Annotated in this window: 13 protein-coding genes; 4 read left to right on the top strand and 9 right to left on the bottom strand. The window is 44.0% G+C overall.

Annotation, left to right across the window (positions count from 1 at the left end; all coding sequences use genetic code 11):
- Positions 1-105 precede the first annotated feature (105 nt).
- The 9 genes from JMX48_RS02185 to JMX48_RS02225 form a co-directional block, all read right to left on the bottom strand.
- Positions 106-2,331 (bottom strand): PhoX family protein, encoded by a 2,226-nt coding sequence (locus JMX48_RS02185; RefSeq protein WP_201533781.1) that lies wholly within the window; start codon positions 2,329-2,331, stop codon positions 106-108.
- Between the two features lie 265 nt (positions 2,332-2,596).
- On the bottom strand, positions 2,597-3,226 hold the full coding sequence (locus tag JMX48_RS02190) for a fumarylacetoacetate hydrolase family protein (RefSeq protein ID WP_413786336.1): 630 nt from the start codon (positions 3,224-3,226) through the stop codon (positions 2,597-2,599).
- Between the two features lie 178 nt (positions 3,227-3,404).
- Entirely contained in the window at positions 3,405-4,130 is a 726-nt protein-coding gene (locus JMX48_RS02195; protein WP_201533785.1) for an ABC transporter permease, read from the bottom strand.
- A gap of 12 nt (positions 4,131-4,142) precedes the next feature.
- Positions 4,143-4,877, bottom strand: a complete 735-nt coding sequence (locus tag JMX48_RS02200; RefSeq protein ID WP_201533787.1) for an ABC transporter permease — start codon at positions 4,875-4,877, stop codon at positions 4,143-4,145.
- A 428-nt stretch (positions 4,878-5,305) separates the two neighbouring features.
- Entirely contained in the window at positions 5,306-6,127 is an 822-nt protein-coding gene (locus JMX48_RS02205; protein WP_413786337.1) for an ABC transporter substrate-binding protein, read from the bottom strand.
- 203 nt (positions 6,128-6,330) lie between these two features.
- Positions 6,331-7,284 carry a transporter substrate-binding domain-containing protein gene (locus JMX48_RS02210; protein ID WP_201533789.1) on the bottom strand — a complete coding sequence of 318 codons (954 nt, stop codon included), beginning with the start codon at positions 7,282-7,284 and terminating at the stop codon, positions 6,331-6,333.
- 32 nt (positions 7,285-7,316) lie between these two features.
- A complete protein-coding gene (locus tag JMX48_RS02215) occupies positions 7,317-8,117 on the bottom strand; it encodes a transporter substrate-binding domain-containing protein (protein ID WP_201533791.1) in 801 nt (266 codons plus the stop codon).
- Between the two features lie 306 nt (positions 8,118-8,423).
- Positions 8,424-9,221, bottom strand: coding sequence for an ABC transporter ATP-binding protein (locus JMX48_RS02220; RefSeq protein WP_201533793.1), 798 nt, complete (start codon positions 9,219-9,221; stop codon positions 8,424-8,426).
- A 368-nt stretch (positions 9,222-9,589) separates the two neighbouring features.
- The gene (locus tag JMX48_RS02225; protein ID WP_201533794.1) at positions 9,590-9,934 is read right to left on the bottom strand and encodes a hypothetical protein; all 345 of its coding nucleotides are present in this window, start codon (positions 9,932-9,934) and stop codon (positions 9,590-9,592) included.
- Positions 9,935-10,404: 470 nt separating this feature from the next.
- Here JMX48_RS02225 and JMX48_RS02230 point away from each other — a divergent pair, with 470 nt between their 5' ends.
- From JMX48_RS02230 to gltS, 4 genes are all read left to right on the top strand, one after another.
- Positions 10,405-11,706 carry a glutamate-5-semialdehyde dehydrogenase gene (locus JMX48_RS02230; protein ID WP_201533795.1) on the top strand — a complete coding sequence of 434 codons (1,302 nt, stop codon included), beginning with the start codon at positions 10,405-10,407 and terminating at the stop codon, positions 11,704-11,706.
- 217 nt (positions 11,707-11,923) lie between these two features.
- On the top strand, positions 11,924-12,685 hold the full coding sequence (locus JMX48_RS14155) for a ribonuclease domain-containing protein (RefSeq protein ID WP_201533796.1): 762 nt from the start codon (positions 11,924-11,926) through the stop codon (positions 12,683-12,685).
- A gap of 1 nt (position 12,686) precedes the next feature.
- On the top strand, positions 12,687-13,061 hold the full coding sequence (locus JMX48_RS02240) for a barstar family protein (RefSeq protein WP_201533798.1): 375 nt from the start codon (positions 12,687-12,689) through the stop codon (positions 13,059-13,061).
- Between the two features lie 142 nt (positions 13,062-13,203).
- A complete protein-coding gene (gene gltS, locus JMX48_RS02245) occupies positions 13,204-14,478 on the top strand; it encodes a sodium/glutamate symporter (protein ID WP_201533800.1) in 1,275 nt (424 codons plus the stop codon).
- Positions 14,479-14,729 lie beyond the last annotated feature (251 nt).

The following is a 14,729-nucleotide window of genomic DNA, read 5'->3' on the forward strand; positions in this document are numbered from 1 at the left end:
AACGATAATATCTAAATGAGCTAAAAATAAAAAATCCCAAGCCGTAACTTGAGATTTTTTATTTATTTGACGAAATACAGTTACGGTTTATGAGCCACTAACTTTTTAAGCCATATTTTCTGCTGAATCAAAAGACTCTGCCAAAATGACACCGCCATCTTCTTTGGTAATCATCACCGTCGCTGAGCGCGGTATACTGCCTCCAGCAACAGCGCCCCATGTATTACCTGGGTGCTGAATATTAATAAAGAGCGTTTTGAAATCTGGTGTCATAGTGATGCCTGTCACCTCACAGCCTTCAGGGCCAACAAAAAAGCGTTTGATATTGTCGTTACTCGCAGCCATACCGACGCGCGTTGGTTGTCCTGCTGAGGTGGTTATGGTGGTGCCATCGCTGACCTTACCCGGCAGCGCCGCAAGCAGCATACAGCTAGTGGTATCAGTATAAGCGCCGTCATCGGTCTGAATCCACAACACGCCACGGGGATCGAAGTATAGACCATCAGGAGAAGACAGATCATTCGTGTTATTTAATTGCGATAAGTTCTCTGCCGCTAGATCATAAGGGGTGGCAAACAGATAAATATCCCATTCAAAACTCAGTGCCGCATGGTCGCCGCCTGCTTCTGCCCAACGAATAATATGACCATTGTCATTACCTGCTGGTTTGCCATTGACTTGATAACTGCGCGGGTTAGATGCTGACAGCGGTTGATCTTCTTTGACGCCGCGATTACTATTGTTGGTCAAGGTCACATATACCTCGCCTGTCATCGGACTGACTGATACCCATTCAGGTCGATCCATCTTGGTCGCACCAAGTGTATCAGCCGCTGCACGCGCAAAGACCAATACTTCATCTTGTCCATTGAAAGGCAACACGCTATTTGAGGCGTCCAAGCCATTTTGACCATAAATCAGTGCTTTCCATTCGCCACTACCATCTTCATTGAAGACAGCAGCATAGAGCGTGCCATCATTTAGATACTTGTCACCCGCTTTTAGGCCGCCACCGATATCACTATTCGACCACGTGGCTTTGGAGACAAACTTGTAGATATGTTCACCTTTAGCATCATCACCCATATAAAAAACCACAGGCTTGCCTTGCTCGACTGGCGCATAAGCACAGTTTTCATGAGCAAAACGTCCCATTGCAGTACGCTTTTGTGACACAGAGTTTTGATCAAAAGGATCGATTTCTGTGATATAGCCAAAGGTATTGAAGTTATTGCGGTAGTCATCAGTAGCATTTGCACCAGCAGCGGTCATATCCCAGCGTGAAAACTCGTCGGTGATTATGGCATCTTTTGCATCTGGGGTATGCCATAGATATCTAGAGCCTGGGGAGTTTTCTGTCGCGCCGTAACGCACGCGACCATAATTATGACCAGCGCTCAATTGACTGGCATCTTGACCACGGGCAAACACGCCCAAAAAGTTCTCTTCTGTAGTCAGATAAGTGCCCCAAGGTGACAAGCCCGCGCCGCAGTTATTATTGATGCCGCGAGTCTGGTTTCCTGTTGGATCAAACTTAGTCTTTACCAAATCAGAGCCTGCCACAGGACCTGTCAATTGCGCAGTCGTACTGCTGGTGACACGGCGATTGTATTTTGAGTTTGGCACCATCTCATAGCCTTTGCCATCCGCGCGGCGAGTCATCTCAACCACGGCTACTCCGTGACAGTTGACTTCACGGCGCACATCACTGGCAAGACGACGACTTTGAAATAAAGGAGAGGCATCTTTATCTTGAATAACGTGGTAGCCAAACGGGCTTAATTCGGCACTATTCACGTATTCATGATTCATAACCAGCAGACCATTTTCTGAAGCCTTGGCATCGTACCCATTGCCTTTTTTGCCAAAAAACCACATACCATCGTGGTTGTCGCCCATACGCCATTCAAACGACTCTGCCGACTGCTCACGATTGTCTTTCCAGTCCTCAATTCCAGACATAAGCGGTGTGCCTAGCGGTAATATGATTTCTGCTTTATAACCTTCTGCCACCGTCATTGTTTCGGCTGTTGAATGCGCCACTGCCGTGAATTTTAAAGTCTCAGGACGTTTTAAATCGCCTTGTGCAGGGATAGCCGCATTGTTGTCATTATTGCCGATAGGATTGCCACTGCTGTCATCGTCGTCAGTACAACCAACCAAGGGTAACGCTCCAAAAAACGCCGCCGCCGTCAATCCTGTGCCGCCTTTTAAAATACTACGGCGGTTTAGACGACGACTAATAATGGTTTGAAAATCGATATTATTGGTAGGATTTGAATCTTCAACGATTTCGTGGGCATGTTCTAGCTTGTTATTTAATAATGTCATTATCAGTCACCTTGCTGTTAGGCTGGATTGGCATAAAAAACTTGATTACGGCTTAAAGTTACAGCCACCAAAATACGAATTATGCCTAAGTCTACTGAGAGTTTATGACAGTACGTTGAAAAGCAGATGACAGTTTAATGACACGCTGTAATGACAAATCTTAATGAAGATCAGATTCTATAAAACGAAAAAATCCCAAGCGATGACTTGGGATTTTTGATATGATTTATTTGATAAATAGTAACGTGTGATGACTATAGCTGGCTTAGCGAACCTGTACTTGCCATTCATGCGCGCCAAGTTTTAATGTTAATAGATCACCTGCTTGTAAGATACCAACGCCACTTGGTGTGCCCGTCATGATTACATCACCTGCTTGCAAGCTAAAAGCATGGCTAATTTCTGCCAGTAGCTCATAAACCGAAAACAACATTAGGGCGCTATCGCCATCTTGTCTCAGCTCATCATTGATAGTGAGTTGATAGCTCACTTGACTAAAGTCACCAAACGCTTGTGGATCAATCCAATCAGCAAGTACGCACGCGCCATCAAAGCATTTGGCACGCTCCCATGGATGACCTTTTTCTTTGAGCTTACTTTGCAGGTCACGTAGGGTCAGATCAAGTCCTACTGTCACGCCGCCAATCGCTTGTTTGGCTTGTTCAGCAGTAGCCGCCGATAAGTCCGCTGCCAGCTGAATACAGAGCTCCGCTTCGTAATGAGTATCACCATAGGTCGCTGGATTGGGACGGACGATATCATGGCGCACACTGACGACTGACGATGCCGGTTTCATAAACAGGATGGGCGATTTTGGGATTTCATTGCCCAACTCTCGGGCGTGTTCGGCATAATTGCGGCCAACACAGACTACCTTACCGATAGATGCACGTATGCTGTCGTTCCCATTGGCGACGCTCATATCATCATTAACGTTAGCAGCAATGGCATTGACCAAAGACATGTGTGGGGATTGACTCATATTAGGTGCTCTCAGCAAATTATCGAATATGTTGATGATACATACTGCACTATCTGACACTATTTTTCTAATATAATTTTAGAACCAGCTACTAAGGTATGGTATGAGTCATCACATCTGGCGGCACATAGTTGGCATGGCGATTCATGCGTTTTTCAAACAACCTAAAACTAAATAAAATCACCCATGACAATAGCAAATAAACAATACCAGCGGCAAAAAACAACTCCATCAAGGTATAAGTACGCGCACTAATCGTACGAGCAACGCCTGTAATATCCATTAGAGCGATGGTCGATGCCAGCGCACTGCCTTTTAGCATAAAAATCACTTCGTTACTGTAGGCGGGAATCACGATACCAAAGGCGCGAGGTAAAGTGATACGTGTGAGCTTTTGCCACTTCGACATGCCAATGGCATCCGCCGCCTCGAGCTCACCAACGGGAATCGTTTGAATAGCGCCGCGAATGATTTCTGCTAAGTAAGCGCTGGTGTTTAGGGTAAAGGCAATAATGGCACACCAATATGCTTGGCTGAGCACAGGTTCCCATAAGAACGAGTTGCGTACGGCCTCAAACTGCCCTAAACCATAATAAATCAAAAATATCTGTACCAGTAGCGGTGTGCCACGGAAAAAGAAGATATAGGAAAAGGGTAATATCTGTACCAACCAGTTTTTTGACAAGCGCAGTTGCGCTAAAATCAAACCAAAAAACAGTCCAATAATACCTGAGACAATAACAAGCTGTACGGTCAGTACTGCCCCGTCGAGTAAGTCAGGAATACTATCAAAAATGACCTGCCAATTCCAATCCATAGTAGCTCTCCTCTATCCTATGGTCGATTGACGGTGAGTGGACTGACGGCTCAGCTTTTTGGCGTAGCGTGCCGCTGGATTGGCACGCCATTCAAGCCACATCATAAAACCAGTAATCAGCATGGTCAGACCCAAATAAATAATTGCGGCTGCCATATAAAAAGTAAACGGCTGCTGTGTTGATTGGGCGGCACGTGACGACTGATACATAATGTCTTTGAGACCCACAACCGATACTAGAGCGGTATCTTTGAGCAAAACTAAAAATAGATTGCCCAGTCCCGGCAAAGCGATTTGCCAAACTTGCGGTAAGGTGACACGATAAAACGTCTGAAAAGGACGCATGCCAATCGCTTGCGCCGCTTCACTTTGTCCTATGGGGATCTCTTGGATAGACATACGAAAAATTTCAGTCGCATAAGCACCAAACGCAATAGACAATGCCATGACGCCGCCCCAAAAGGCACTAATCTCAACATAGTCGTTATAGCCGAATTTTTTGAGAATCGTCATGAGCAGTATAGAGCCGCCATAGTAGATAAACAGTACCAGCAGCAATTCTGGAATACCGCGCATAGTCGCCGTATACACAGTCGCAATCTTACGCAGCAGCCAAATATTAGACAGCTTCGCTGTGGCACCGAGTAGTCCCAAAGCCATGCCGATGACTAAACTGGTCATCGCAAGCTTGATGGTGACGGTAGCGCCGCTTAGTAATAGCGCGCCAAATCCTTGTAAATCAAACACAATTATCCACTCAGTCTCTTTATATTAGCAATTTGCAAAATATGAGTTAAAAGAATCAGCATCAATAGCTGGGTGCTGCTGACAATCGTATTGTAGACCAAGTAGACATTGGCCCTTTGCGTCATAGATTGACGTCAAATGAGTACGATTATTGCTGCGAAAATTGACACAGTAGAAATGAGCGCTGATTTTATCATATTCGCTACGGGCTATGTTAATACTCAAACATAAAAGCGGCGCTTAAATCAGCACTTATCTTGCTAAAAGCCTGTTAGATTAGTTAGATTGGCGCAAACCGAGCGGTCAATATTACTAATATCCAGCCATTTTTATAAAAGCAAAAAAGGATATCACCATTGAGGCAGTATCCTTTTCATTAAAAAACAAGTACGACCACGCTAACGGTTACTTCTAAAAACTTTTGACGCTTACTTCGCTGGTTTTGCTGTCGTCTCAGCATTTACCGTTGAGACGATCTGTGGAACAGCAAAGTATTTTTGATTGATTTTATCATAAGTGCCATCGGCTTTGATGTTGGCCAATGCCTGATTCAGCTTAGCTTGCAGCGCATCGCCTGGACGCACCGCAATGGCAAAATTATCATTGATATCGATCTCATCACCTTTGAGCGCGTAATTACTGCCTGCGCTTGTACCAAGCCACTCTAATGCTGGCAGTTTGTCAGACACCATGGCATCAACGCGACTCGAACCCAAATCCAAAAACGCATTGCTCAACGTATCATAAAGTTTCATATCCGCTTTTGGATACGCCTTTTCGAGCCACTGCGAAGAGATGGTCGAACGCTGAGCAGCAATAGAATGCGAATCAATATCGCCGCTATTACTAGGGTCAAAATTGCTGTCTTTTTTGGCCAAAAAAACCAAGGTATTGCTAAAATATGGATCCGTAAAGCTCACTTGTTGCTCGCGCTCAGGCGTGACTGACATAGCTGCCACAATCGCATCATATTTGCCAGCTTTTAGACCGGGGATGATACCGTCCCAATCTTGCGCGGTGATTTCACAAGTGGTTTTCATATCGGCACAGAGCGCGTTGGCAATATCTATATCAAAACCGCCAAGCGTGCCATCAGCATTGGTATAATTGAAAGGTGCATACGCCCCTTCGGTACCAATACGCAATACATCACCCGTCGTCGCGGCTTTTTGGCCATCATTATTGGCATCATCTTGACCATTACTACAACCCGCTAACACTAAAAGCGCAGTCATCGCGACTAAGGACATCGAAAAACAAGGCACTGACAAACGCAACCCTGAGAAACGTCGTGCTCTTATGTCATTGATAACGGATGCATTCGTCATCGCATTATGTCGGTCAACATGGTTGTTCATGATCATCCTTGGCATTTGCTTATAAAATATAGCAGTAACTTTTTCTTTTAATCACAAAGAAGATAAGCGATTAATCATAAAGAAGATCGGCGATATTAGTTAGTCGCGGCGTCAGTTTTTGCTTCTGGCGAGACAGCAGTATCAGCATTAGCGGTATCACCTTCAACCACCGTGTCTGCTTTTACCTCTGTGGTTGCCACCGCTTTTTGAGCCGCAGCCGTTGAGCTGGTGCCAAAGTAGCTGCCTGTGATTTGATCATAAGTACCATTGTCTTTTAGCTCAGCCAAAGCTTTATTGAACTTGGCGACCAGTGGATCTCCTTTACGAAACGCGATACCCATCGCATCTTCGTCAGTGCTGATTTCTTGTCCTTTGACTTCATAGTTTTTACCAGCATCGGTTTTTAACCAATCAATACCAGTGACTTTATCAGACATCATCGCGCGCACACGACCTGAGGTTAGATCTAGATAGGCATTATCTTGGGTGTCATAAAGCTTGACATCAGCCTCTGCATGCTCATCTTGCAAATACTGCGAGGCAACGGTTGAGCGCTGTGAGGCAATAGGTTGTCCTTTCAAATCGGCAACACTAATGTCATCGCCTTTTTTACCAATTAAAATAATACCGGTATGAAAGTACGGGTCAGTAAATTCGACCACTTCTTTACGTTCAGGTGTGATCGACATGCCAGCGATAATCGCATCAAATTTCTGTGCATTTAGCCCAGGAATCAAGCCATCCCAGTCTTGGGAAATAACGTCACACTTGGCTTTCATTTGCGCGCATAACGCATCGACCAGCTCAATTTCATAGCCAATTAATTTGCCATCAGCATCCGTATAGCTGAATGGTTTGTAGCTCGATTCGGTAGCGATTTTTATGTTCATGGGTGCGTCGGATGTAGTATCTGCCGTTGCAGCGCCATCTGCTGGCGTTGAGCTGTTGTTACAACCAGCCAGCATAAGTACGGCGGCACTTAATGGCGCAAGCCAAAACGCTTTGTTTTTTAGGGATTGGTTTTTTGAAGATGTCATAGATATTGTCATGTTTGCTATTCCTTCATTTCTCAATTAGAAGATTATTGACCAAAGTTCGCTTGCTCAAGACGTGCCAGCTCACCGTTACTGCGGATCTCACTCAGCGCTTTATCAAAATCTTTTTTGAGTGCGTCACCTTTGCGAACAGCAATGGCAATATTATCGTCGTTGTCGATTTCATCACCAACGATACCAAAGCCTTCAGGGTTGTCTTTTAACCATGACTTGGCAGATACTTTTTCGGCCAATACGGCATCACTACGACCAGATTTTAAATCCAAATAGGCATTGTCATAATTGTCATATAACTGTACGGTATTGCCGTCTTTGCCTTCATAATTGTCTTGAAGATAGGCGCCTGGCGTGGTCGAACGCTGTCCACCCAATGTCAGATTTTTGATCGCCATAGGATCAAAACCACTCTTAGGATCAGTCAACCAAACCATAGTGTTAGCAAAGTAAGGTTCGGTAAAATCGACTTTTTCTTGACGTTCAGGTGTAATCGACATGCCAGCCACAACCGCATCATATTTCTGTGCCAGTAGACCAGGAATGATACCGTCCCAATCTTGAGCAACGATTTCGCATTTGGCTTGCATCTGCTCACATAGCGCATTAGCGACGTCGATATCATAACCTGCCAAGCTGCCATCAGCGTTGGTATAGTTAAAAGGAGGGTAAGCGCCCTCGGTCGCGATACGAATGGTCTTGCCAGACGTGTCTGCTGCAGAGGCGTCAGCGCTAGCATCAGTCGCTTCGTTAGCTGGTTGGCTACAAGCACTTAGCATCAACGCGGCGGTAATGGTCATCGATGACCACAGTAGGCGAGAATTCGACATCATATATTCCTTAAATTCTGATAGGGTTTTAAGATAGGGTTCTGATATTTTGTTCTCTGACGTCCCTGCCAGACAAGCAATATAGATAAATAGGATATACCAGCAGCCGTGATAATCGACCAACTGTAAGCCTTTTGATAATACCTGAGTCAAATATCAAAAACAAACATTTTGCCTACCAACTGTCATTAAACTGTAATAAACAGTTAATGTTGATTATTGAATAGTCATTTTTATGTTTTAGACATTTTTTGGACAGCAAATTTAGGATGGTAAACAAGTTACCACCCTAAGTTTTTGAATACGGGACTAGTTTTGACGATGCGATGCCATAAAGTCTTTGACACGCTCAGAGGTAGGATTATCAAAAATTTGCTCGGGTGTGCCCATCTCTTCTATGACACCTTGATGCAAGAAAACAACTTTACTTGATACTTCTCGAGCAAAGCGCATCTCATGGGTGACAATCAGCATGGTACGACCTTCTGCTGCCAACTCACGCATGACTGCGAGCACTTCGTTGACCAATTCAGGATCTAATGCTGAGGTTGGTTCATCAAACAGGAGTACTTGCGGCTGCATAGCAAGTGCGCGGGCGATGGCCACACGCTGCCGCTGACCACCTGACAAATTCGCTGGATAAGCATCTTTTTTATCGAGTAGACCAACCTTATCGAGTAATTTCTCAGCATTGCTAATAGCCTGAGCTTTTTTGATTTTTAAGACTTGGGTTGGCCCTTCGATAATATTTTGCAGAATCGTTTTGTGCGGCCATAAGTTAAAGTTCTGAAAAACAAAACCCACGCGAGCACGCAAACTTTCTAATTGCTTGACATTTGCTGCTTGTAATTCACCCGACTTGGTAGGCTTTAGCACAAGCTCGTCGTTACCGATGATGATACGGCCTTGATTGGGATTCTCGAGCAAGTTAATACAGCGCAATAAGGTAGATTTACCGGAGCCTGATGAGCCCAAAATAGAGATCACATCACCATCATAGGCAGTGAGTGATACCCCTTTTAGCACTGCTAATGAGCCGTAGCTTTTATGGACGTCTTGTAAATCTAAGGCGATAGGCCGAGTCGGTTTTTTTGCAATATCAAGCATGGTTTAGCAGACTTCCAATAAATATGAGTGAAAACGTGAGTAAAAAATAGCCGTAGGTACTATTGGCATCAACCACAGCAATTATTGTGATATCACTATGGCTCATAAGGCAAAAACGTCATATTGTCTCTTATTACACAGTAAAAAGGCAAATCTTGTGTAAGCCAGTGAGTTACTAAGTTGGCTCAGCATCTGTGTGTCACTGACATAAAAAAGCTCAGACTGTGTTGACAGCGCTGAGCTTTATTTTATCACTTAAATGTAAGAGACGTGGCTTTATCTGAACACAGTTTTATCTGAGCATAGTAATGATTAGACAGTCATTAATTAAACGGCCATCCTCATAATAAAACCGTTATCACAATGAATTAGTATGTTGAGACATGCTCTGAATCTTCAGTTCCGTCTAACACTTCTGAATCATCGGCAGTCGCCACTGCTACATCGTCATTAGCATCAACGGCCACACCGTCGTCAGCGCTGGCTACAGCAACATCGTCACCTGCCGTCGCAACACTGCTATCACCCGCTGTCGCGACACCACTGGCTTCATCTTCTACTGTCGTCTGAGCATCAACAGGCGATTCCGTTTCCATCGGCGCCTCATCTTTTTTGCCGCAAGCACTTAACGTCAACGCTGCTGCGACCAATCCAACTGTCAGCCAGTGCTTATAACCGCTGTCTTTTTTGATGTTGCTATTTTTCATAGTCATTTCAATTTCCCATTCTTATTTAACATACTTAATTGATATTTTTTATGAGTAGTCATTTATCTATTAAAGGCTTTCACTTATCGTCTTAGCATTCAAAATCTTAGAATTCAAAATCTCAACATTCACAGTCTTGGCATTTACTATACTCATGAATAATCATGGCTACCTTAGTATTTACAAAGCAGTTCTGTTAAAGCACGTAACGACAAATTTAGCGTTTGTCTGTTATGTCAATGACGGCTACATTATGAGAAGCATAGGATACAATCAAAATGACGGCTGTATAAAGTAGCCGATAAACGCCTTTTAAAACGAGCGCTGTTCACAAAACCATCTTTACTATCATGCCAATCTCCTCTATGTTAAATAGCATAATGCCGTATTGGTGTTTAAACCTTCTTTTTGCTAAATTTTCGCCTTTTTTGGCGCTTTTTCTGTTTAAAACATTTATTACATAAGGAAAATAATTGATGAGTCAATCTAATATCACAGACGTTACCGAATATATGCAATCTGTCGGCAAACAAGCACGAGCCGCCTCACGCGCCCTCGCAGCTGCCAACACTGGCGATAAAAATTCAGCGTTAATGGCAATTTATGATGTGTTAAAAAATGCCAAGCAAGATATTTTGGCTGCCAACAAAATCGATATGGATAATGGTCAAAATAACGATCTAGACGCCGCCTTACTTGATCGTCTCGAACTAAATGACGCGCGCTTCGACGGTATGTTACAGGGTCTAAAAGACGTATCAACACTGCCCGATCCTATCGGTGAAGTCACTGATATGACCTATCAGCCATCAGGTATTCACTTAGGCAAAATGCGCGTACCACTCGGCGTGGTCGGCATGATTTATGAGTCGCGTCCTAACGTAACGTTAGAAGCCGCCTCATTGGCGCTAAAATCAGGCAACGCGATTATATTACGTGGAGGTTCTGAAGCGTTTGAATCCAATCAAGCGATTGCCAAATGTATCTTGGAAGGTTTACAGAAAGTCGGTCTGTCTGAGCATAGCGTACAAGTATTACAAACGACCGATCGCGCCGCTGTCGGTGAGCTTATTACCATGACTGACTATGTTGATGTCATCGTACCACGTGGCGGCAAAGGCCTCATCGCACGTATCAGTCGTGATGCCCGTGTCCCTGTGATTAAGCATTTAGATGGCAATTGTCATACGTTTATTGATAGTGATGCTGATCCTGAAATTGCCGTGAAAGTAAGTGTTAACGCAAAAACCCATCGCTATGGCACTTGTAATACCATGGAGACGCTATTGGTCGATGAATCAGTCGCAGGCGAGCTATTACCAAAGATTGCTGAAGCGATCATTGCCGCTGATGATGCGATGCAATTACGCCTTGATGACAAGTCTCAAGCTATCCTAAATGACAACTCAACGCTAAAAGGTCATCTATCTGCCGCGACTGCGGAGGATTGGGATACCGAATATCTAGCGCCTATCTTAGCCGTAAAAGTGGTGTCAGGTATTGACGAGGCGATTGAACATATCAATACCCACGGTAGCCATCATACCGATGTCATCATTACTGACAACTATACCAAGTCTCAACGCTTCATTCGCGAAGTAGATTCTGCAAGCGTGATGATTAACGCCTCTAGCCGTTTTGCCGATGGTTTTGAGTATGGACTTGGTGCTGAAATTGGTATCTCCACTGACAAAATACATGCCCGTGGCCCTGTTGGACTTGAAGGGTTAACCTCACAAAAATGGATAGTTTATGGTCATGGTGAGACACGCGCTTAACTTACTGCCGCTAAATTTTGTCTAGCAACCTATCACCTAACGTCTAACTTGACGTATAATCCACAAAAAAACGTCAGCTCAATTGCTGACGTTTTTTATTAGCCGTACATATACTATGGTCAAAAACCCTTAACGCCGCTACGATACTGCTGAATATACGTATATTGCGCAAAATCATTTTGCATCATGACAGAAAATTTTATAGGAAAGTGGGCTCATGCAGAGTGGTGAAATTAAGTATTGGAATCAAGACAAAGGTTACGGCTTTATCAATGTGGATAATCAAAGCGAAGACGTGTTTTTTCATGTGAGTAAAGTGCGTTTGTCACAGCCTATTACCGTTGGTCAAAAAGTCTACTTCAATAGCGAACGTAACGCTGAAAACCAGTTAAGAGCCACAGAATTGACGTCCTCTTCACTCAGTATACAAGATGACATTGCAACAGATGTGCCCAAACGTTCATCCGATAATACTAGCCATAATCACCACTCTCAGAACACTCAAAGCCATCAACATTCTCAAAACAGTCGCCGCGACGGGCAATCCCAAAAAAGTCCTTTCTCTACCTTATTTATTCTCGTTGCCATTATCGCTGTCGCAGTTTATTTCTTTGGGGATTTAAAGTCCACTTTTTTTGCTGGTAGTGCTGAATCAGCGACGCTATCGCAATCATCATCTGATAACTTAAGCCCAACCGCTACTGCTGGCATAACGGGTGATAGGCAAATAGACGATACCATCACCTTGATTCAACAAGGCGGGCCGTATCCTTATCCTAATAAAGATGGCACGACATTTTATAATCGTGAAGGCACTCTACCAGCGCAGTCACAAGGCTACTACCGCGAATATACCGTTCCGACACCGGGGCTTTCGCATCGCGGCGCGCGGCGTATCGTCACTGGCGGTAATCCCCCAACTGTCTACTATCTGACGGTTGATCATTACGAGAGCTTTAGTCAATTGCAGGTAAAATAAAATGAGCCAAGCCATCTATTATCTTGAGCCGCACGACATCGATCAAAATCACATTAACCAAAACGGTACAGCTCAAAGTGCTAACATTCCTTCACAGGCTGTTAACATACCTGTAGGTGACGTACTAAATAAAACCACATTATTGCAAAGTTTAGCAAACGTCTGTGATTTTCCCAGCTACTTCTCAGCTAACTGGGACAGCGCATGGGACTGCTTGACGGACAGCGCAGTGACTCATTTAACGCTGAATTTAACAGCAGTAAAAGAGATAAATACCGAAGATTTTGATGTCTTTAAACGCATTATTGAAGATGCCTACAGAGATTTTGGCAAGCCGCAATTGTGGGTTATTATGCCGCCTGCGGATGATGTTTAACCTTATAAATCATGGTTAACTTGAAAACTATTAACCCTATAAACATAGCTTTACCGCTAATCATTACATAAACCTGAATTCGAGATAAAACCATATTTATCCCGAATTTGGGTTCAATCATTTGTATAGGAAGGATTCACATATGGAAATTACCTTAAACGGCTATTACACGCTGATATTAGCCACCTTAGTGCTGTTACTTGGGCGCTTTTTGGTTAAAAAGATTAAGTTCTTAGAAGACTTTAACATTCCAGAGCCCGTGGCTGGTGGTTTGGTTGCCGCCATTATCATTTACTCGCTTAACATAATTTGGGGTTATACTTTTAACTTTCACCAAGGATTGCAGACAGCAACCATGCTGATGTTCTTTGCCTCCATTGGGTTAAGTGCTGATTTTGGTAAGCTGAAAGCAGGCGGGACACCCTTGTTAATTTTCACCATTGTGGTGTCCGTATTTATTGTATTGCAGGACGCTGTTGGGGTAGGAATGGCAAGCGCATTGGGACTGGATCCGCTGCTCGGCTTGGTCACAGGCTCTATCGCGCTGACTGGTGGACACGGTACCGCTGGCGCATGGGGCACTGTATTAGAGCAAGAGTATGGTGTGGTTGGCGCAACGACTCTTGGTATCGCAGTGGCAACCTATGGTTTGGTCGCAGGGGGAATCATCGGTGGGCCTGTTGCTCGTAAATTGATTCAACAGCTTGGTTTAAAACCTACACCTGACAATCCAAATCCAAGCGACGTTGAAAAACTTGCCAATCAACAGTCATTATATAGCACCAAACATGACGAAGATGCAGGGCACGAACATGGAGAAATGTTTGAAAAACCGGATAACATTCGTCTGATTACTGCCTCTTCTACTATCGAATCATTGGCATTATTCGCCGCCGCGTTGGCTTTTGCAGATGGTATGACCATCCTTGCAGAAGGCACTTGGTTGGAATTGCCTACCTTCGTTTGGGCACTGGCAGCTGGCGTAATTATCCGCAATTCACTGACTCTTATTTTCAATTTTGATATGTTTGACCGTGCTATTGATGTGATTGGTAATGCCTCTTTGAGTCTGTTTTTGGCGATGGCATTATTGTCATTGAAGCTATGGGAATTGACGGATTTGGCCGGCCCTGTACTGATTATTTTACTGGTACAGACCTTTGTCATGATCCTCTATGTTTACTTTGTCACCTTTAAAGTGATGGGCAAAAACTACGATGCAGCGGTACTGTCAGCAGGTCATTGTGGTTTTGGTATGGGCGCGACGCCAACGGCGATTGCCAATATGCAGGCAGTCACGGACCGTTATCTGCCATCACCTAAAGCGTTCTTAATTGTGCCGATGGTTGGTGCTTTCTTTGTCGATATCGTCAATGCGACGGTATTGCAGATATTTACCAAGTTGCCGTTTATGTGATTGGTTAAATAATAAAGAAAAATCAATAAAAAAGGCTGGGCTACGTAATCGTAGTCCAGCCTTTTTTCTATTCAGACTTCCTATAGTGGTTTGATTGGCACAATTTAAACTGTTATGCGTTAAAGAAGCGCTAGTTTGCAGTAAAAATTGGCATAAAAAGCCACTTAACTATCAAGCCAAGCGGTTACCTGCCTCTATCCCACTCAGTGAATTACTATTTATTAGCATAAACCAAGTAAATCAATGGATAA

Origin of the sequence: Psychrobacter immobilis, from assembly GCF_904846225.1 — a bacterium.
GTDB lineage: Bacteria > Pseudomonadota > Gammaproteobacteria > Pseudomonadales > Moraxellaceae > Psychrobacter > Psychrobacter immobilis_F.

What these genes read in the sequence shown, in the direction of transcription:
- JMX48_RS02185 (WP_201533781.1), bottom strand. Translation starts at nt 2,331, where the DNA reads ATGACATTATTAAATAACAAGCTAGAACATGCCCACGAAATCGTTGAA.
- JMX48_RS02210 (WP_201533789.1), bottom strand. Translation starts at nt 7,284, where the DNA reads ATGACAATATCTATGACATCTTCAAAAAACCAATCCCTAAAAAACAAA.
- JMX48_RS02240 (WP_201533798.1), top strand. Translation starts at nt 12,687, where the DNA reads ATGAGCCAAGCCATCTATTATCTTGAGCCGCACGACATCGATCAAAAT.
- JMX48_RS14155 (WP_201533796.1), top strand. Translation starts at nt 11,924, where the DNA reads ATGCAGAGTGGTGAAATTAAGTATTGGAATCAAGACAAAGGTTACGGC.
- JMX48_RS02195 (WP_201533785.1), bottom strand. Translation starts at nt 4,130, where the DNA reads ATGGATTGGAATTGGCAGGTCATTTTTGATAGTATTCCTGACTTACTC.
- JMX48_RS02230 (WP_201533795.1), top strand. Translation starts at nt 10,405, where the DNA reads ATGAGTCAATCTAATATCACAGACGTTACCGAATATATGCAATCTGTC.
- JMX48_RS02220 (WP_201533793.1), bottom strand. Translation starts at nt 9,221, where the DNA reads ATGCTTGATATTGCAAAAAAACCGACTCGGCCTATCGCCTTAGATTTA.
- JMX48_RS02205 (WP_413786337.1), bottom strand. Translation starts at nt 6,127, where the DNA reads ATGTCCTTAGTCGCGATGACTGCGCTTTTAGTGTTAGCGGGTTGTAGT.
- JMX48_RS02225 (WP_201533794.1), bottom strand. Translation starts at nt 9,934, where the DNA reads ATGACTATGAAAAATAGCAACATCAAAAAAGACAGCGGTTATAAGCAC.
- gltS (WP_201533800.1), top strand. Translation starts at nt 13,204, where the DNA reads ATGGAAATTACCTTAAACGGCTATTACACGCTGATATTAGCCACCTTA.
- JMX48_RS02215 (WP_201533791.1), bottom strand. Translation starts at nt 8,117, where the DNA reads ATGATGTCGAATTCTCGCCTACTGTGGTCATCGATGACCATTACCGCC.